Below are 18,730 nucleotides of genomic sequence, written 5' to 3' on the forward strand. Positions count from 1 at the left end.
AAAGCGCAAATTACTTATGCCCACGGAAGCTCAGGACGCTGTAATCAATGCCGGCATTGTCGCTGATCTGAATACCTACGAGTTAAACAAAGCGGAGTTCAAGCAGTTGAAGCGTGTAGGATACCCGAAAAGCACATCGTCAAAGGTGGCTCCGATGGTGCGCCATGATGCCGAAGTTGAGTCAAGTCCCAAATTTGCTGTAATTTCGTTTCCTTTCAGTTGGCTGACACGTTGTAGGCCATCAGGCTGCAGCAACACTGCGTAGTGTTGCTGCAGCGCGCGCCTGTTCTTGTGCCCAATCGCGGTATTCATCCATGTCCAAATACCGTCGAGCTTGCCATTTTTCATTGAGCTCGGCCAGCAATGCACCAATCAGCCGCCAGGCTGATTCATCATTCGGAAAAATCCCAATGACACGCTCTCTGCGTCTAACCTCTCGGTTCACCCGCTCCATCATGTTGGTGGTGCGCAATCGCTTGTGATACTTCTCAGGCAACGCCGTGACCGCCATTGCATCCTCAAAGCCATTCTCCATGCAGGCCACCGCCTTGGGAGCCCGCTCAGAAAACGCCTCTACAAACTCGTCCAGCAGGCGACGGGCCTCTTGCATACTGGCAGCTGCAAAAATACGCTTGGCTGCCGCGGCCACATCTGCCCGCTGGCGTACTGGCGCATGACTGAGAATGTTGCGCATCAAATGCACCTGGCAGCGCTGCCAGGTGGCCCCCTGAAAGTGTCGCTGCACCGCTGCATACAAGCCAGCATGCTCATCCGAAACCACGTACATCACGTCCTTAAGGCCACGAGCCTTGAGCCACGCAAAGGTCTCGTCCCAGGTCGTGTAGCTTTCTGTATCCGCGATGCGCACGCCCAAGACTTCGCGGTAACCGTCAGCTCGAACACCTGAGATGATCAACGCTGCACGCTGTACAACGCGATCACCTTGGCGTGACTTGATGTACATGGCATCAACCAATACAAAAGCGTACTGACCGTCTAGGCGGCGCTCATTGAATGCTTGTACCCGTGGTTCAAGGTTGGCACTTAGGCGGCTAACCAGACTCTTGGAGAAGCTCACACCGCACAGCTCCTGCGTGATGGCTGCCACTTTGCGCGTTGACACGCCTTGGACAACCATCTCCATCAGAGCCAGCACAAAAGCTTGCTCACTTCGTTGATAACGAGAAAACAGCTCCGTTGAAAAACTGCCATCTCGCGTCTGTGGGACACGCAGTGTGACCGGACCAACACGGGTATACAGTGTCCGGGGTCGGTAACCGTTGCGCAAGCCACGACGCTCTTCGCTGCGCTCATAACGCTCAGCACCCAGCGCTTCGGTGGCCTGAAGGTCCAGAACCTGGTTCAAAACTTCCGTGACTAGTCCTGCCAAACCATCCTCACTGTCAAACAAACCTGCCAAATGCTCTGCATTTACGTTAATCTTGAAATTAGTCATCGCTTCGTTCTCCTAGGACTTTTTGTGTTGAAACTTCAGCCTAACCGAACGGGGCGGTGACTACCTCATCTCCGCCGGAAATCACAGCAGTTTAGGGGCTTTATCCGAAGTTGCTGATGCTGGGGTTAACTGAGTATTTCAGGTTTTATAACCATGAACGTCCCCATCAGGCACTGAGTGATCGGACACCTGATGAGGTATACCAGACAGTGTCAGGGGGTGGAGTGAAAATAGTTGATCGTTTCAGTTCGAATTCTGAGGCATCAAAAGTGGTGACGGATCAGTGCCGGACAGCAGAAATTGAAGAGATGGAAACAACTTAAACTCAGGTAAAAACTGTCGCGTCTGGATGCGCTCAAACAAACCGTGCTCAATGCCACGATCAGCCTGACAGGTGGTCATGTGCAGATGATGCTCTTTGATGTCACGACCTTATATTTCGAAAGCGTTGAGGTCGATGAGTTGCGGGCATTCGGGTACTCCAAAGATCAGAAATACCACTGCACGCAAGTCGTCTTGGCCCTGGCCACTAATGAAGACGGTTTGCCCATTGGTTATGAGCTATTTGCTGGCAATACAGCCGAGGTTCGCACACTCATTGAGTGCATGGAACGCTGGCAGAAATCCCTACCTGCAGACCAAGACAGCTTCGTGGCTGATCGGGCTCTGTGCAGTGATCAGAACTTGAAGAACCTAGAAGCGGCACCCAGGAACTATGTGGTCGCCATGCCCATGCGTCGCAGTCTGAACAAGAAAGAACAAGCACAGGTCTTGAATGCAACGCTCGCAACACCCATTCCCCTTGAGGGTGAGTCGGTGTGGGTTCGTGAGTTTGACTGGCGTGGCCGACGACTCATCGTGAGCTACAGCAGCAAGCGAGCCCGTAAAGATCGGGCTGACCGCGAAGCCATCTTGCAACGTCTGCAAGCCAAACTCAATGGTGGTAAACCCAAAGTAGACAAGGTCACTGGTGAGGTAAAGCCAGCCAAAGCCAATGGCAAGAAACTCATCTCTAACAAGGGTTATTTGCGCTATGTGGGACATACCGATGGCGGTGGTACGTATGTCTTAGATCAAGAGCCTATTGATGCCGATTCGATCTGGGATGGTCTGCACGCCATTGTGACCAATGACCGCACCAGCAGCGCGGGTGCGCTACTGGCGCAATATCGCCGGCTTTGGATCATTGAAGAGTCATTCCGTACGATCAAACACTGCTTGGCCGTGCGTCCCATTTATCACCGAAAGTCAGAACGCATCCAAGCCCACATTGGTTTGTGTTACCTAGCCTTCGCACTGATACGCCATGCTCAGCAACGGGTCAAGCTTGCACAACAGGCGATGAGCGTTGAACAACTTCGGGCAACCCTCCTCAGTGTGCAAACCAGTATTCTGGAGCACATTAAAACTGGCGCCAAATACCGCATGCCCAGCGCCTTCAGTCAGGATGCGTCGTGTGTTTATCGAGCCTTTGACCTCAGTCGCTCATTGAGTCCCAGTCTCGCATAGCGCTGCCATTGCGCCAATGGTTCCCATTCTGATAGCGCGATCAGAAAATAAAGTAGTGCCTAAAAATAGTAACCCATTGTTTTAAAACAACTATGTAGTTATTAAGCATCAAAAAGTGCGGAAGCCAGGACTAAACAGACTGCGCCTGTTTGGCAGGCTTTTGTGGAATTGATACTGACTGATTGTCACAATCGACTTGGAATGTCGCAAGCAGCGTTGAAGTCGGTGGAACAGGCGTACGGTTTGATTGAGTTTTACGGCACGAATTCCTTGTATGCGGCTGCACTGTGTCAAGAAGCGGTGGCATTGCACGCGTTAGGGCAGTCTCAATCTGCCTTTGAAAGATGGCAGCGCGCAATTGTTGAAAGTCGCAGCCTTGGCTTATCTGTGTTCTCGCAACGGGCGCAACGCCAGTTGGATGCCGCAATGCGAGGCGCACCCGTGATCTGATGGCTGTGTTGCACAACACATGAATCGTGACCCAGATTCACATTATTTCACTTGTACGAAGACAGCCCGCTTAAGCGGGCTGTCTAAATCTTCAAACTGCGAATCTGTTAGAGATTACAGTCTGAAGTACTTCTTACGTGCTTCGATAAAGTTGACGTCTGTTGTGTCAGTTTTGATGCTCAACAGGTTCAGTGCTTTAGTGAAGCTATCCAACGTTTTCTTGGTCAGTGCGTCACCCTTGTCACCCAACTCTTCGAGCAGTTGCTTGGATGCAATCGCACCGGCTTCCAGAACGCTGTCGGGGAAAGAGCTGATGGCGGTTACGCCATGTTGCTTGACCAACACTTCCAGTGCACGTGGATCGTTTGCTGCAAAGTCTGAAGTTACTTGTTCGTATTCGGCTTGGCAAACCGCACGAATGATTTCTTGGAGGTCTTTAGACAGTGCGTTGTAGGCTTTCAGGTTGACGGTGCATTCTGTGGCCAGACCTGGTTCCACAAAGCTCGTGGTGTAGTAGTACTTACAGATTTTGTAGAAGCCCAGTGCCAGATCGTTATAAGGTCCGACAAATTCAGCCGCATCGAGTGCGCCTGATTGCAGCGCCTGGAAAATATCACCAGCCGCTAAGTTGGTGACAGAAGCACCTAGCAAGGACCAAACTTGTCCAGCCAAACCGGGTGTTCTGAAGCGCAGGCCTTTGATGTCATCCAAGCTCTTGATTTCATTTTTAAACCAACCGCCTGCTTGTGTGCCCGTGTTACCGGACAAGAAGCCACGGATACCAAACTGACCGTAGATCTCATCCCAGATTTCTTGACCACCCAAGAAGCGGACCCATGCGGAGAGTTCACGGGCGGTCATACCGTAAGGCACGCCCGTAAAGAAGTTCAAGGCGGGGCTCTTGTTAAACCAGTAGTAAGCCGCACCGTGTGACATTTCGGCGCCGCCGTCAATCACCGCATCAACGGATTGCAGGGCTGGGACCAGTTCACCTGCTGAGTACACCTGTACGGTCAAACGACCACCGGAAGCTTCGGTGATGCGATCACCGACGCGCTGTGCACCAACGCCCAGACCGGGGAAGTTCTTGGGCCATGCAGTCACCATGCGCCAGACAATCTTGTTTTGAGAAAGGGCGGGTGTAGCCATGGTGGCCAGACCAGCAAAACCGGCGCCAACAGCGCCTTTACGTATGAATGAACGACGATTCATAAGGTGGGATCTCCACTTATCAAGGGTGAGGTAAAAATCTTGGCGACAGTGACTCTATGTACAACTTCCGCAAGCCTATAGCGTATCTGCCATTGATCAATACGTCACCTCAGATAAACCCTAAGAGATTTAGGCAGTTGGCCTTGTTCGCAGTCCGCCTAAAAACAAGTCATACGCCGGATTGTCGGTTTCGTTCCAGTGCGGATAACCCAATTCATTGAGGAATGCTCTGAAACGAGTTTTTTGGCCTGGTGGCACTTGAATACCCACTAAAATCCGACCAAAGTCTGCCCCCAAATTACGGTAGTGAAACAGACTGATGTTCCAGTCCGGGTGCATGGTGCTCAGAAAACGCATTAAAGCGCCGGGTCGCTCGGGGAACTCAAAACGATATAGAAGTTCGTTACTGGCATAGTCGCTGCGACCGCCCACCATGTGACGCAAGTGGGTTTTGGCCATTTCGTTTTGTGTCAGATCGACCGTCGGAAAGCCATTTTTTTCTAGAGTGGCGACGATTTTTGCTGGTTCATCGGGTGTGCTGATCTGCACTCCGATAAAGACGTGGGCATCCTCATTGTCTGACATCCGATAATTGAATTCCGTGACATTGCGATGATCGATTAAAGCGCAAAGACGTCTGAAACTACCACGCTCTTCTTTGAGTGTGACGCCAAACAACGCTTCCTTGTCTTCACCTACTTCAGCCCGTTCGGCGACAAATCGTAGACGATCAAAATTCATGTTCGCGCCCGAAGCAATGGCGACCACGGTTTTGCCTTTCCAGCGTTTCTCGGCCAGATAGCGCTTAGCCCCTGCAATGGCCAGTGCGCCGGCAGGCTCTAAAATGTTGCGCGTGTCTTGAAACACATCACGGATCGCTGCACACAACTCATCGGTGTTGACGCGCACAAAATCATCCACAAGTTCACGGGTTAACCGAAATGTTTCTACGCCCACTTGTTTAACGGCTGTGCCATCAGAGAATAAGCCGACATCTTGCATGCGCACGCGCCGTCCGGCCTCAACACTGCGAATCATGGCGTCAGAGTCTTCTGTTTGCACACCAATCACTTTGATTTCTGGGCGAATTTGCTTGATGTAGGCAGCGACGCCAGCAATCAGTCCACCGCCACCAATCGCCACGAACACGGCATCAATGGGATCAGGATGCCGGTGTAAGATTTCTAGGGCGATCGTACCTTGACCAGCAATCACATCTGGGTCGTCAAATGGATGTACAAACGTGAGGTTCTCAGATTTTTCGAGTTCGAGTGCTTTTTCATAGGCGTCGCTAAAGCTTTCACCGTACAACACCGTTTCGGCACCGAACCTGCGGACAGCTTCGATTTTGACGGGGGGTGTGGTGGTTGGCATCACAATGACAGCGCGACAGCCCAGCTTATGGGCCGATAGTGCGACGCCTTGCGCATGATTGCCCGCGGAGGCAGCAATCACACCTCGGTCTCTGACTGTGGCGCTGAGATTGGCCATTTTGTTGTACGCACCACGGATCTTGAAGCTAAAAATTGGCTGTAGATCTTCAAGCTTGAGTAAAAATTCATTGCCGGTGCGTTCAGAGAGTGATTTTGCTTTCTCGAGTGGCGTGGGAACAGCCACGTCATACACTCGGGATGTCAGAATACGTTTCAGATAATCGGTTGACATAGGAACCCATGAGTAAAATTATCCCCCCATTATTCCATGAGCACGACACACAACCTAGTGACAACCGCTTTGTGATCCATGGTTTGTTGCTAGCTGCCGGCCGTGGGCGCCGTTTTGACCCGACGGGTCAACAGCATAAATTGCTGGTTCCAGTCGCGCCGGGGCTGCCCATGATCCGCTTAAGCACTCAACAACTGTTGCCTTGGGTGCAGACATTAACTGTAGTCGTTGGGCCTCACAATCTCGGGGTGGTTCGTGCACTTGCGGGATTGCCTGTGCGCATTCGAGTTTGTGAGCAAGCTGATTTAGGGCAGGGGGTGAGCTTGCGTAGTGGGCTTACCGATGCGCCGCCCGATGTGCAAGGTTGGTTGATTGCGCTGGCAGACATGCCGTGGATTGCGCAAACGACGTACCAGCAGGTGCGTCAAGCGTTAGAGGCGGGTCTGGCGTGTGAACAAGCGGCGGTTTGGCAGCCTGTTTATCAGAAGCGACCCGGCCATCCCGTGGCGGTGACAAAGGCTTTGGCGCAGGCTTATCTCGCGCAGGATTTGGATCCTGAAACAGGATTATCGGCTTTGTGGCGTCAAAACCCGCAAATTCGCCAGACGTTGATGCTTGATGATGCGGGTTGCATTCAGGATGTCGACCATCCGACGGATTTACCGGTATTTAATTCGTGACGGCCTTACTGGGATTGTTTTTGACCGGGTTTTTGGCGGCGACCTTGTTGCCACTGCCATCAGAACCCGTGTTGCTGTCCTATCTAACCTACCAAACACCCACGTCGGTTTGGCCCGCGGTGTTGGCAATCGGCTTGGGTAATACTCTAGGTGCGGTTGTAACCTTGCTGATGGGGCGGGGATTGCGCTGGGTCTGGCGGCGTGTTCGAACAGGACAAAAGGCCGTGGTCACTGCTCCAGCCAAAGCACCCAGCGCCAGAGTGCAGGCGGTTGTACAACGATTGGGTCCAATGGCTTTACTCATGTCGTGGCTGCCGGTCGTTGGTGACCCGATGGTGTTGGTGGCTGGGACGTTGCGTTTACCGTGGTTGCCTTGCATCGTCTGGATTGCCATCGGAAAGTTTGGTCGTTACGCGATTTTGGCGGGGCTTTGGTTCTAAAGGTTTCTGATAAAAGTGATCTTTCCGGGCTAGAAACTTGTTGATGCACTGTGAAGCGGGTCTTGTCCTTTAAAATGAGGTGTTATGTCATCCATGGTGCCGACTCGGTGCCGCTCATTATTTGCAAAACAAAGAGATGAACGCTCCTACTGCCAGCCATTTACTTGCCACGTCTGTTCCTGAGCCGGGTGTTGCCCGTTTGCGGGAGATTCCCTATAACTACACATCCTTTTCTGATCGGGAAGTGGTCAGTCGTATTCTGGGCGTCGAAGCCTGGGAATTGCTCAATGACTTAAGGTCTGAGCGTCAAACCGGACGGTCTGCCGGGATGTTGTATGAAATCTTGGGCGACATCTGGGTTGTTCAACGCAATCCGTATTTGACTGATGATCTTCTCGATAGTCCCAAGCGACGCGCACAGTTAATTGAAGCCATGCAGCATCGTTTGCAAGAAATTGACAAACGCCGAGGCTCAGACAATCTCGAGCGTGACGACAAAGTCGCCGCTTTGCTTGCGCATGCCCGACGTGCCGTGGCTGATTTTGAAGCGACGTTTGTACAAACCGGTGATTTGCGTAAAAAAGTGCAGCAGACTTTAAGTAAGCTGACAGCACCCGGCAACATCAAATTTGATGCGTTGTCACGGGTTTCGCATGTGACTGATGCCACGGACTGGCGTGTGGAGTATCCGTTTGTGGTGCTCACGCCGGATAGTGAAGCCGAGATGGCCGGCCTTGTGCGAGGCTGTATTGGGCTGGGTCTGACGATCGTGCCACGAGGTGGTGGCACTGGATACACCGGGGGCGCATTGCCGCTGAGCTGGCGCAGTGCGGTAATCAACACAGAAAAGCTCGACACCCTTGAGCCGTTGGAAATGTCGCAGCTGCCTGGTGTGGATGAGCCGGTGGCAACGATTCGCACAGGCGCGGGTGTGGTAACACGTCGTGTGGCCGATGCGGCAGCGGCTGCGGGCTATATTTTTGCGGTCGATCCAACTTCAGCCGATGCGTCCTGTGTAGGCGGCAACGTCGCCATGAACGCGGGCGGCAAGAAAGCCGTTCTCTGGGGTACAGCGCTAGATAACCTCGCTTGGTGGCGCATGGTCGACCCCCAAGGAAACTGGCTGGAAGTGACACGTCTGGACCATAACTTGGGCAAGATTCACGATGTGGACGTCGCACGCTTTGAACTGGTCTGGTCGGATGGAACCTTACCCGCCGGTGAGAAAGTCTTGCAGGAGCAAGTACTTGAGGTCGAAGGTCGACGTTTCCGTAAAGTCGGTTTGGGTAAAGATGTCACCGACAAGTTTTTAGCGGGTTTGCCCGGTGTGCAAAAAGAAGGCTGTGATGGTCTGATTGTGGCTGCACGCTGGATTATGCACCGTATGCCCGAGCACACGCGTACAGTCTGTCTCGAGTTCTTTGGACAGGCGCGCAATGCCATCCCATCGATTGTCGAAATTAAAGATTATCTGGATGCGCAAACTCGCAGCGGTGGAGCAATCCTCGCGGGTCTGGAGCATCTAGACGAACGCTATCTGCGTGCAGTGGGTTACACCACCAAGAGTAAACGCGGTGGTTTACCCAAAATGGTGTTGATTGGTGACATCGTCGGGGACGATGCCGATCAAGTGGCGGCTGCCTGTAGTGAAGTCGTGCGTATGGCCAACACACGACATGGTGAAGGATTTGTCGCGGTCAGTGAACAGTCCCGCAAAAAATTCTGGCTCGATCGCGCGCGAACAGCGGCGATTGCACGTCATACCAATGCATTTAAGATCAATGAAGACGTGGTGATTCCATTGCCACGGATGGGTGAGTACACCGATGCGATTGAACGCTTAAATATTGAGCTGTCTACCGCCAATAAACTGCGTTTGATTGATGAGTTAATCAAACGACTCAACGAACCTTTGACACTGCCACGCCCTAAAACTACAGACATGATTGTCAGTCCGGAACTGGTTCAGGAGCGTTGTCAGCAGGCATTGAGCCTTTTACAGACTGTGAAAGCACGCTGGCAATGGGTGTTGGATAATCTGGATGTGCCACTGGTAGAACTGCGCGGTGCGTTTGAAACCTATGGCTTGCAAGATCTTGTGCCAATGGTGGATAAACGCTTGCAGGAAGAAGCACAAGCGACCCTATTTGATGTGGTGCAGGATCACACTTTACGGATCTCTTGGAAAGCCGAGATTCTGAGCCACTTGCGCACGATTTTTGGTGGGCATGTGTTTGCGCCGACGATGACAGAATTGCAAGCTGTGCATGCCCGGGTCCTAAAAAGCCGCGTGTTTGTTGCCTTGCACATGCATGCCGGTGACGGTAACGTCCACACCAACATCCCGGTCAACTCAGACGACTACCATATGCTGCGTGAAGCCAATGAAACCGTGGTGCGCATCATGAAAATCGCCCGTGATCTGGATGGTGTGATTTCGGGTGAACATGGTATTGGTCTGACCAAACTCGAATTCTTGACACCTGAAGAGCTCAAACCTTTCCAAGATTACAAAAACCGCATTGATCCGCATGGTCACTTTAATGCCGGCAAATTAATGCCCGGTTCTGATTTGCGCCATGCCTGGACACCTAGCTTTGGTTTGATGGGACATGAATCGCTCATCATGCAACAAAGTGATATCGGCAAAATTAGTGAGTCCATTAAAGACTGTTTGCGTTGCGGTAAATGTAAGCCCGTGTGTGCCACGCATGTGCCGCGTGCGAATTTGTTGTATTCGCCTAGAAACAAGATTCTGGCGACCTCTTTGTTGATCGAAGCATTCTTGTATGAAGAGCAAACCCGTCGTGGCGTGAGCTTGCGTCACTGGGAAGAGTTCGAAGATGTCGCAGACCACTGTACCGTTTGCCATCAGTGTTTTAACCCCTGTCCGGTTGACATTGATTTTGGGAATGTGTCCATGGACATGCGGGCGCTGTTGCGTCGTATGGGCAAGAAATCATTCAATCCCGGGACAGCGGCTTCGATGTTCTTTTTGAACACCAAAGATGCCAGAGCCATTAACGTGACCCGTAAGGCCATGATTTCAACGGGTTACAAAGTGCAGCGTTTAGCGCATGATGTGCTGGCTAAACCCGCAGAAAAACAAACGGCTGCGCCACCATCAACCGTGGGTAAAGCGCCTTTGCGTGAGCAAATCGTGCACTTTATTAACAAAAAAATGCCCGGTGGTTTGCCTAAAAAACCCATGCGTAAGCTGCTCGATATTGAGAATCCGGATTACGTGCCGATCATTCGTGATCCACAACGCACCCAGTCCGATACAGAAGCCGTGTTTTATTTCCCCGGTTGCGGTTCCGAGCGTTTGTTCTCTCAGGTTGGGTTAGCGACGCAGGCGATGCTGTGGCACGCCGGTGTGCAAACCGTGTTGCCCCCAGGTTACCTTTGCTGTGGTTATCCGCAGCGCGGCAACGGCATGTATGACAAAGCCGAACAAATGGTGACAGATAACCGTGTGCTGTTTCACCGTATGGCCAATACGTTGAATTATCTCGATATTAAAACGGTTGTCGTGAGTTGTGGAACTTGCTTTGATCAGCTTCAAGCGTATGACTTTGAGAGCATTTTCCCGGGATGCCGCATGATTGATATCCATGAATACCTTCTGGAAAAAGGCATTGCGCTTGAAGGTGTGGATGGCGTGCGCTACATGTACCACGATCCTTGCCATACCCCTATGAAGCAACGCAATCCGATGGATACTGTGCGTTCACTCGTGGGTGATCAAGTCATTAAAGCCGATCGTTGCTGTGGTGAATCCGGTACTTTAGCAGTTTCCAGACCCGATATTTCCACGCAAGTGCGCTTCAGAAAGGAAGAAGAGCTCCATAAAAACGTCGCAACCTTGCGCGAAGACGGATTTAAGGGTGAACTTAAGATGTTGACTTCCTGCCCGTCCTGTTTGCAGGGTATGTCGCGTTATAGCGATGACATTGGTGCCGATGCCGATTACATCGTAGTGGAAATGGCCAAACACATTTTGGGGACGACCTGGATGGAAGATTACGTCCGAGTGGCAAACCAAGGTGGGATTGAGCGCGTTCTGGTCTAACTCAGCTGTAATACGCACGCATCACCGAAAGCTGAAGAACAGTAGCCTTGGTGATTGGGCTGCTTGGTGATTGGGCTGTGATGTGAGTCGCTTTAATCTGTTTTTTAGAGCGACTCACAAAAAAGAAACCCACCCTGGGAGCACGAGACAGACACTTGCGGGTCAACCTGAAGTGTGGCGGGTGTTGTTGGTGCTATTTTAGCAAATGACAGCCACAAAGAATGTGGCTTTTTGATCAATTTTTAAGCGCTCGATGCTTGTGCTGTGATCGCACTGTCACTTCGGTGACTGGATCGCGACGTTCGCGGCCGTTAACGCTTGCACAATCGCTTGCGCAAATCCGACCGCACCGGGTTGATCACCATGTAGACAGAGTGTGTCCGCTTGGACTGCGATGACTGAGCCATCACGAGCTGTGACTGTGCCTTGTTGCACCATTTGAAGGACTTGAGCAACGGATTGTTGCACATCGGTGATCATGGCGTCTGGTTCTTGACGTGGTGTGAGCGATCCATCTGGTTGATAGGTGCGATCACCAAACACTTCTTGAGCCGTTTTAAGCCCCAGTGCCTGTGCTTCTTCGATCATGATGCTGCCGGCAAGCCCAAAGTAAATCAATGTGGTATCGACGTCATGGACGGCACGAGCAAGGCCACGAGCAATCGCCCGATCTTTGACGGCCATGTTGTACAGCATGCCGTGCGCTTTGACATGATTCAGGCGTCCCCCTTGACTGGCGGCCACTGCGGCGAGTGCACCGACTTGCACGACGGTGAGGTCATATGCTTGTTGTTCAGTGGTCGGGATGGCGCGTCGACCAAAACCTTGCAGATCAGCCAGGCCAGGATGTGCGCCCACAGAGACGCCGTGTGCGAGTGCGCAAGCCACTGTCTCGCGCATAATCGCCGGATCACCGGCATGAAACCCACACGCAATGTTGGCCGAGCTGATGAGTGACATCATGGCCTCATCCTGGCCCATACGCCAAAGTCCAAAGCTTTCGCCCATGTCACAGTTCAAATCAATTGAGAGCGTCATTGTGGAGTCTCCTGGCAAGATGTGTGTGTTTGATGATGCTTGATATTAAATGTGTTTTTCAATGAGCTGTTGAATATGTCGTGATGTGACAGTTAGTTGCGCAAAAGCTTGTTCACGGCGTAAATCCAGTGCCTGAGCCCGGCTGTGGCGAATGGGCGTTAGCTCAATGTATTCCCCCGGACGCTTTTGTGCGAGCGCGGGTAAATCAACAGTCGCAATGGTGGCGATTTTAGGATATCCCCCTGTGGTCTGACGATCGGCCATCAGCACAATGGGCTGACCTGAACCCGGGACCTGAATCGTGCCAAATGACGTCGGACCAGAGAGAATCTGTGTCGCTTGTTTCGTGTGCAACTCAGGCCCTTCCAAGCGATAGCCCATGCGTTCTGAGTCGGCTGAGATGCGCCAGCGTGACTTCACCAGCGCTTGACGGGCCTCTGGTGTGAAGTCGTTCCAGTGCTCGCCATGGAGAAAGCGCAGATCAGAGCGGTGGCTGACGAACTGAGCGATGGAAGCAGGTAAATAAACATTGATCTGCCGTAGCGCTGTTTCTAAGGCGTCCAGACGTGATGCGTTGTCAGGTAGAGGCTGGTGAATCTTAATTTGATCCTTTGCCCGTAAGGCACGCCCCTGAAACCCACCTAGATCCGCTCGCAGATACGTACTTTGGCTACCGAGTAACGAGGGGATGGTAAATCCACCAAAAACGGACAGGTAGGTGCGGGTGCCTTTGGCTGCGGTTTTAAGGCGCAAGGTTTGTCCTTTGCGAGCAATAAATGGGCGGTAGGGGGTGACTGGTTTGTCGTCACAATGTGCTTGCATATCGGCCCCGGTCAGGCACAGACAGCAGGCGCTATCAAAACGCAATGTTGGCCCCATGAGCGTCATCTCTAGGGTGGCGCAATCGTTTTCCTGGTTGCCAACGATCAAATTGGCTAAACGGTGTGCCAGCGTATCCATGGCCCCAGTGACTGAGACGCCTAGATGTTGATAACCCCAACGCCCTGAGTCTTGGAAGCTTGAAAGCAAACCGGGTCTTTGGACGTACATCATGATCGAGACTCTTGGGTTGGGTTTGCGCGCCGAATGGCGTCAAACTCGGCTTCACTTATAGGTTCAAAGTACACAGTGTCACCAGGATTCAGTCGGGATGGTTCAGAAGCGTGTGCATCGAATAAGGGGACAGGGGTTGCCCCGATAATCATCCACCCACCGGGTAAAACATTGGGATAGAGCGTGCTTTGGCGGTTGGCAACCCCCAGTGAGCCAGGTGGCACGGCTGTACGCGGGGTGGCACGGCGGGGAATGGCAAAACGTTCGTCATGCACACCGATATAGGGTTGGCCGGGTGCAAACCCAAGCGAGAATACTCGCAATGGCTGGGCATGGTGCGCTTGAATGAATGCTTCTGGTGACAAGCCGGCCATCGTTGCGGCTTCTTCAAGGTCTGGCCCATGGGCGCCGCCATAGCAGATGGGGAGTCTGACAACTTGTCCGCTGAGTTGAGTCAGACTCTGGTCAGACAGCGTGGTGAGTGTGTTGTGTATCGCCTCTTTGATCGCACCAGCCGGATCATTGCCCAGTGCCGGATCGGGCGTGTAGTGAACGGCCACAGACACATAAGACGCCACAATGTCCTGAACACCTGCGAGATTGAGCGCACGCAGCTGATCGGCGAGTGCCAGACATTTCAGGCCAGTCGATTCATCTATCACTTGCCCTAGACTAACCATGATGCAGCGATCACCTTCGTGCCGGATCGTGTGTTCAGACATGAATAGGCTGTCTCCAGTTTGGATATGGATGATCCAGAAGATGTGCAAAGTGAATTGTCACGCTTTATGCAGACCTTCTTGTCACCAAAAATTGTTATGCATCGTTTGCGCGTAAAATGGCGAATAAATACATCACGAATTGGCATCATGCCACAGGATTGCACTTAGGGGCAGGGGCGTTGTGTCGGGTGACAGACCCGAATCGTCTACCATAGTGACATTCTGTTTTGTCGGGGGTTGCCCCCACCTCTCATTAGAAGGGTGCCTTAAGGCACAAATATCACGCATGTCAGAAAAGCAAACACACTTCGGATTTCGCAACGTTGATGAATCCCAGAAGGCCGATTTGGTCGCTGAAGTCTTTGATTCGGTGGCCTCACGTTATGACGTGATGAACGACCTCATGTCAGGTGGGATGCACAGACTCTGGAAAAAATTCGCACTCTCGCGCGTTGCCGTTCGCCCTGGCATGAAAGTGCTGGATATTGCCAGTGGTACAGGGGATTTGGCCAAAGCAATGGCGCGTAGTGCAGGTGCCAAAGGTGAAGTCTGGGCCACCGATATCAACTTGTCGATGTTGCGGGTTGGTCGAGACCGATTGGTAGATGCGGGTTTGTTATTGCCAGTCGCAGTCTGTGATGCTCAAGCATTGCCGTTTCCTGATCGATACTTTGACCGGGTGACTGTGGCATTTGGTTTGCGCAACATGACGCATAAGGATCAGGCTTTGGCAGAGATGTACCGAGTTTTACGTCCGGGCGGCAAACTGATGGTGCTCGAGTTCTCCAAAGTTACGAAAGCGCTAGAGCCAGCTTATGACTGGTATTCGTTTAATGTTTTACCGTGGTTGGGTAAAAAAGTGGCCAATGATGAAGAGAGCTACCGCTATCTGGCCGAATCAATCCGCATGCATCCCGATCAGGAGACTTTAAAAGTGATGCTGCAGGATGCGGGCTTTGCGCGAACTGACTATTTTAATTTAAGTGCGGGTCTGGTCGCAGTTCACGAAGGCGTTCGTCTATCCTGAGGGTCAGGGGTATCGGCGGTTATTTGAATTTATTTAACGTAAAACTGTGGAAAACAGTTGACATCGCGCCCGATCTTATCTAAAAACGCACATTACCCTGTCGGGTTTGGTGATAACCAACCGCGACGGAATCCTTCTTAAAGAGGTTTGTATGAAGAATCGTTTTTTTTCAAAGTTGTTGGCAGTTCTGATGGTTGTCGGCAGTACCTTGGTCATGGTGACAGCATCCTTTGACGCGGAAGCCCGCCGATTCGGTGGTGGCTTTAGCTCAGGTCGTCAGTCGGCTAATGTCATGCAGAAACGTCAGGCAACGCCTGCAGCAGCGACGCCCGCTCGAGGTGCTGCGGCTGCTCAGGGTGCAAAAGCCGGTGGTTCACGTTGGTTAGGTCCTTTGGCAGGGATTGCCGCTGGTTTGGGTCTGGCTGCACTCTTGTCACACTTCGGTCTGGGCGGTGCTTTGGCTGACTTACTGGTGATCGCCTTGATCGCGGGTGCCGTTCTGTTTGCGTTCCGTTATTTTGCGGCACGTAATTCGGCTGCACGCACGGCCAATCAAGGTGCAGGAGCAGGCGGCGCAACAGGTCAAAACCACCAGCGTCAAATGTTTGAAGCACCCGGTCAAGCAGCGCAAAACCGCCAGCAGTTTGGTGGTGCCGGTGCAGCAACCGCTTCTGAGCCTGTGGTGGGTTCCTGGTTTATTCCAGCTGATTTTGATCAGCAAACATTCCTGGACGAAGCCAAGCGTCAGTTTGTCGCGGTGCAGAAAGCTTGGGATGATGCAGATCACGACACCCTGCGTGCACGTTTGACTGAAGACCTCTATGGTGAGTTTGCAGGTCAATTGCAAGCACGCACAGAGCACAAGCCAACGGATGTGGTGATGCTGAATGCAGAATTGCTGGGCATCGAGAAGCTCCACGATGGTTATATGGCGAGCGTGCGTTTTTCAGGCATGATCCGTGAAGATGATGCACCTGAAGCCGCGAGCTTTGAAGAAGTCTGGAACCTTGAAAAACCAGACAACCAAGGTTGGTTGTTGGCAGGTATTCAGCAAGTTTGATGTCTCTGTGGCGGGTCTGTTACATGGTTGACGACCCGCTGATAGCCTGATGGTTGTGCGAAGGCGTTACACTCATGACGTTCACGGTAATTCGAGTGGGGTGGCACCATTAAACGCGCACTTTCTTCATTGACGGCTTTGGCACCCAGCCCTTTTGTGTGGCCAGTCAATTTTCTGAATGTTTTTCTACGTCGACAGCCTGCAACGTGTGCGCTCCTTGCGCAGCATGCAGGCGGTACGTTCCATGTCTGTGTCCGCTCACAAACAATTGCGCTCACGATCTTGCATGATGGGACTCTGTCACCCGCTGACAAATCGATCGTGCCAAACGTCGTGTTGCGCATTGATCTGCAAAAATTAATGACCTCGGGCTGGCGTCCTGGTCAGGATTGGCCAGATTTGCCGGGCTTACTCCATGTCACAGGCGATGCGGCGATGGCCCAGACGTTGTCGAATTGGGCTCGTTACTGGCGCATTGAACCCGCTGATGTGTTGTCAGATTGGATCGGTGATGTGGCTGCACAAGCGTTCGTGGACAATACAAAGGCACTGGTGCAAACGGTTGTGGGCGTGGGTCAAAATGCCCGTGACAATCTAGTCGAATATCTGGCGTATGAAACGCGAACGGTGACACCAACTCCCGTATTGCAGGATCAGACACAGAATTTAGAGACCCTGAAATCCCAACTCTACTCCCTGAGTGCGCGATTAAAAACACTGTCTGAGCGAGCTGATCGTTTACAGGCATTACAGCAACGAAGCTCGTCTTCTTCAGGGGATCTGGCATGATGTTTTTGCGTGCCATGCGCATTTTGATTATCAGTTTGCGCTATCGCCTTGATGAGTTGGCTCTGTCGAGTTTTGATCATCCGTGGGCGGCTCGTCTGTTGCGTTTGGCCCGCATGGGTCGTGTGCCCAAAGAGTCGCGCGGCGTTCGCTTGCGACTTGCGTTGGAGTCCTTGGGGCCAATTTTTGTGAAGTTTGGTCAAGTCTTGTCGACACGGCGTGACTTAATCCCCAAAGATATTGCTGATGAACTGGTTCTACTGCAAGACCATGTCGCGCCGTTTCCATCGGAACAAGCTGCCAAAATCATTGAAGAATCGTTAGGTGCACCGCCTTCAGAGCTGTTTGCGCATTTTGAGCGCGATCCGGTTGCCTCAGCGTCGGTAGCGCAGGTGCACTTTGCGCGCATGCACGATGGTCGCGAAGTGGCGGTGAAAGTACTGCGCCCTGGGATGCTGGAGTTCATTGAAGGCGATCTGGCGCTGATGCGCACATTTGCCGGGATTTTTGAACGTTTGTCGCCCGATGCACGGCGTTTAAAACCGCGTGAAGTGGTGGCCGAATTCGACAAATATCTGCATGATGAACTTGATTTGTTGCGTGAAGCCTCCAATTGCAGTCAGTTACGCAGAAACTTTATGCCAGATTCGCCAAGAGGCCATTTGTTGCGTGTGCCTGAGGTCTATTGGGATTATTGTGCGACGCGTGTCATGACCATGGAGCGCATGTTTGGTGTGCCTGTGAGTCAGGTGGACTATCTGCGCGATGCGGGTGTTGATATCAAAGCACTGGCCAAAGTCGGGGTGGAGATTTTCTTTACCCAAGTGTTTGATGATGGTTTTTTCCATGCAGACATGCATCCGGGCAATATCTATGTCTCGGATCAGAAAGACAGCCTAGGTCAGTACATCGCGTTGGATTTTGGCATTGTGGGTTCATTGTCTGAGTTTGATAAGAACTATCTAGCACAAAACTTTTTAGCGTTTTTTCAGCGCGATTACAGACGGGTTGCGCGTCTTCACATTGAATCTGGCTGGGTGCCACCGACAACGCGTGAAGAAGAGCTAGAAGGGGCGATTCGAGCGGTTTGTGAGCCTTACTTTGATCGACCGCTCGCCGATATCTCGCTCGGTCAGGTTTTATTGCGCCTGTTTCAGACGTCTAGACGCTTTCATGTAGAAATCCAGCCGCAGCTGGTGTTACTACAAAAAACCCTACTGAATGTGGAAGGCTTGGGGCGTGAATTGGATCCGCAATTGGATCTGTGGGCGACAGCCAAACCGTTTCTAGAAAAGTGGATGCATGATCGCATTGGTTTTACGGGTCTTCGCAGTAAGTTGTCAATGGAAGCCGGTCAATGGGCTCAGTTATTGCCTGAGTTACCACGTTTGATACATAAACAATTAAGTCGCCCGGACGAGAATCCAGCCGTCTTACACGAGCTGCGACTGATGCGCCGTGAACGTCAGCGTAGCAATCGTTTGTTGACGGCCGTGCTAGTCATGTTGGTGCTCTGTGTACTGGTTTGGTTCCATCACACAGGTGTGTTTTAAAATGGAG

General features: G+C 52.1%; 16 protein-coding genes. 9 read left to right on the forward strand and 7 right to left on the reverse strand.

Translation table 11 applies throughout. The features are described from left to right. Positions 1–241 precede the first annotated feature (241 nt). The gene (locus ACOI06_RS01925) at positions 242–1,456 is read right to left on the reverse strand and encodes an IS256 family transposase (RefSeq protein WP_420660797.1); all 1,215 of its coding nucleotides are present in this window, start codon (positions 1,454–1,456) and stop codon (positions 242–244) included. A 243-nt stretch (positions 1,457–1,699) separates the two neighbouring features. After that, the gene (locus tag ACOI06_RS01930; protein ID WP_420660798.1) at positions 1,700–1,858 is read right to left on the reverse strand and encodes a hypothetical protein; all 159 of its coding nucleotides are present in this window, start codon (positions 1,856–1,858) and stop codon (positions 1,700–1,702) included. Here ACOI06_RS01930 and ACOI06_RS01935 point away from each other — a divergent pair, their 5' ends adjacent. Together ACOI06_RS01935 and ACOI06_RS01940 are read left to right on the forward strand one after the other, a co-directional pair. Further along, complete coding sequence (locus tag ACOI06_RS01935; RefSeq protein ID WP_420660799.1) at positions 1,859–2,965, forward strand: IS1634 family transposase; 1,107 nt, start codon at positions 1,859–1,861, stop codon at positions 2,963–2,965. It begins immediately after the preceding gene. A 162-nt stretch (positions 2,966–3,127) separates the two neighbouring features. Beyond that, entirely contained in the window at positions 3,128–3,415 is a 288-nt protein-coding gene (locus ACOI06_RS01940; protein ID WP_420660800.1) for a hypothetical protein, read from the forward strand. A gap of 114 nt (positions 3,416–3,529) precedes the next feature. Here ACOI06_RS01940 and ACOI06_RS01945 read toward each other — a convergent pair whose 3' ends face one another. Further along, a complete protein-coding gene (locus ACOI06_RS01945; protein WP_420660801.1) occupies positions 3,530–4,627 on the reverse strand; it encodes a TRAP transporter substrate-binding protein in 1,098 nt (365 codons plus the stop codon). A gap of 129 nt (positions 4,628–4,756) precedes the next feature. Beyond that, positions 4,757–6,292: a threonine ammonia-lyase, biosynthetic gene (gene ilvA / locus ACOI06_RS01950; protein ID WP_420660802.1), complete on the reverse strand. Its 1,536-nt coding sequence runs from the start codon at positions 6,290–6,292 to the stop codon at positions 4,757–4,759. An 8-nt stretch (positions 6,293–6,300) separates the two neighbouring features. Here ilvA and ACOI06_RS01955 point away from each other — a divergent pair, with 8 nt between their 5' ends. From ACOI06_RS01955 to ACOI06_RS01965, 3 genes are all read left to right on the forward strand, one after another. Continuing rightward, a complete protein-coding gene (locus tag ACOI06_RS01955; protein ID WP_420660803.1) occupies positions 6,301–6,972 on the forward strand; it encodes a nucleotidyltransferase family protein in 672 nt (223 codons plus the stop codon). Then, complete coding sequence (locus ACOI06_RS01960) at positions 6,969–7,412, forward strand: YqaA family protein (RefSeq protein ID WP_420660804.1); 444 nt, start codon at positions 6,969–6,971, stop codon at positions 7,410–7,412. Before ACOI06_RS01955 ends, ACOI06_RS01960 begins: the two co-directional genes overlap by 4 nt. A 136-nt stretch (positions 7,413–7,548) precedes the next feature. Continuing rightward, entirely contained in the window at positions 7,549–11,484 is a 3,936-nt protein-coding gene (locus ACOI06_RS01965; RefSeq protein WP_420660805.1) for a DUF3683 domain-containing protein, read from the forward strand. A 276-nt stretch (positions 11,485–11,760) separates the two neighbouring features. On the opposite strand, the gene ACOI06_RS01970 is transcribed toward ACOI06_RS01965, so the two are convergent. Genes ACOI06_RS01970 through ACOI06_RS01980 form a run of 3 tightly spaced genes read right to left on the reverse strand, consistent with a single transcriptional unit; the run spans position 11,761 to position 14,297 of the window. After that, positions 11,761–12,522: a LamB/YcsF family protein gene (locus ACOI06_RS01970; RefSeq protein ID WP_420660806.1), complete on the reverse strand. Its 762-nt coding sequence runs from the start codon at positions 12,520–12,522 to the stop codon at positions 11,761–11,763. A gap of 45 nt (positions 12,523–12,567) precedes the next feature. Then, positions 12,568–13,575 carry a biotin-dependent carboxyltransferase family protein gene (locus ACOI06_RS01975; protein WP_420660807.1) on the reverse strand — a complete coding sequence of 336 codons (1,008 nt, stop codon included), beginning with the start codon at positions 13,573–13,575 and terminating at the stop codon, positions 12,568–12,570. Further along, positions 13,572–14,297: a 5-oxoprolinase subunit B family protein gene (locus ACOI06_RS01980; protein ID WP_420660808.1), complete on the reverse strand. Its 726-nt coding sequence runs from the start codon at positions 14,295–14,297 to the stop codon at positions 13,572–13,574. Before ACOI06_RS01980 ends, ACOI06_RS01975 begins: the two co-directional genes overlap by 4 nt. Positions 14,298–14,583: 286 nt before the next feature. On the opposite strand from ACOI06_RS01980, the gene ubiE reads away from it, so the two are divergent. From ubiE to ubiB, 4 genes are all read left to right on the forward strand, one after another. Next, positions 14,584–15,324, forward strand: a complete 741-nt coding sequence (gene ubiE / locus ACOI06_RS01985) for a bifunctional demethylmenaquinone methyltransferase/2-methoxy-6-polyprenyl-1,4-benzoquinol methylase UbiE (protein WP_420660809.1) — start codon at positions 14,584–14,586, stop codon at positions 15,322–15,324. A gap of 151 nt (positions 15,325–15,475) precedes the next feature. Next, the gene (locus ACOI06_RS01990; RefSeq protein ID WP_420660810.1) at positions 15,476–16,384 is read left to right on the forward strand and encodes a Tim44 domain-containing protein; all 909 of its coding nucleotides are present in this window, start codon (positions 15,476–15,478) and stop codon (positions 16,382–16,384) included. A gap of 138 nt (positions 16,385–16,522) precedes the next feature. After that, positions 16,523–17,173, forward strand: a complete 651-nt coding sequence (locus tag ACOI06_RS01995; RefSeq protein ID WP_420660811.1) for a hypothetical protein — start codon at positions 16,523–16,525, stop codon at positions 17,171–17,173. Beyond that, positions 17,170–18,723, forward strand: coding sequence for a ubiquinone biosynthesis regulatory protein kinase UbiB (gene ubiB, locus ACOI06_RS02000; protein ID WP_420660812.1), 1,554 nt, complete (start codon positions 17,170–17,172; stop codon positions 18,721–18,723). Before ACOI06_RS01995 ends, ubiB begins: the two co-directional genes overlap by 4 nt. Positions 18,724–18,730: the final 7 nt, after the last annotated feature.

This window comes from Orrella sp. 11846, from assembly GCF_048820935.1.
GTDB lineage: Bacteria > Pseudomonadota > Gammaproteobacteria > Burkholderiales > Burkholderiaceae_B > Algicoccus.

Coding starts and splice junctions, on each gene's coding strand:
- ACOI06_RS01925 (WP_420660797.1), bottom strand. CDS start 1,456: ATGACTAATTTCAAGATTAACGTAAATGCAGAGCATTTGGCAGGTTTG.
- ACOI06_RS01930 (WP_420660798.1), bottom strand. CDS start 1,858: ATGACCACCTGTCAGGCTGATCGTGGCATTGAGCACGGTTTGTTTGAG.
- ACOI06_RS01945 (WP_420660801.1), bottom strand. CDS start 4,627: ATGAATCGTCGTTCATTCATACGTAAAGGCGCTGTTGGCGCCGGTTTT.
- ilvA (WP_420660802.1), bottom strand. CDS start 6,292: ATGTCAACCGATTATCTGAAACGTATTCTGACATCCCGAGTGTATGAC.
- ACOI06_RS01955 (WP_420660803.1), top strand. CDS start 6,301: ATGAGTAAAATTATCCCCCCATTATTCCATGAGCACGACACACAACCT.
- ACOI06_RS01965 (WP_420660805.1), top strand. CDS start 7,549: ATGAACGCTCCTACTGCCAGCCATTTACTTGCCACGTCTGTTCCTGAG.
- ACOI06_RS01970 (WP_420660806.1), bottom strand. CDS start 12,522: ATGACGCTCTCAATTGATTTGAACTGTGACATGGGCGAAAGCTTTGGA.
- ACOI06_RS01975 (WP_420660807.1), bottom strand. CDS start 13,575: ATGATGTACGTCCAAAGACCCGGTTTGCTTTCAAGCTTCCAAGACTCA.
- ACOI06_RS01980 (WP_420660808.1), bottom strand. CDS start 14,297: ATGTCTGAACACACGATCCGGCACGAAGGTGATCGCTGCATCATGGTT.
- ubiE (WP_420660809.1), top strand. CDS start 14,584: ATGTCAGAAAAGCAAACACACTTCGGATTTCGCAACGTTGATGAATCC.
- ACOI06_RS01990 (WP_420660810.1), top strand. CDS start 15,476: ATGAAGAATCGTTTTTTTTCAAAGTTGTTGGCAGTTCTGATGGTTGTC.
- ubiB (WP_420660812.1), top strand. CDS start 17,170: ATGATGTTTTTGCGTGCCATGCGCATTTTGATTATCAGTTTGCGCTAT.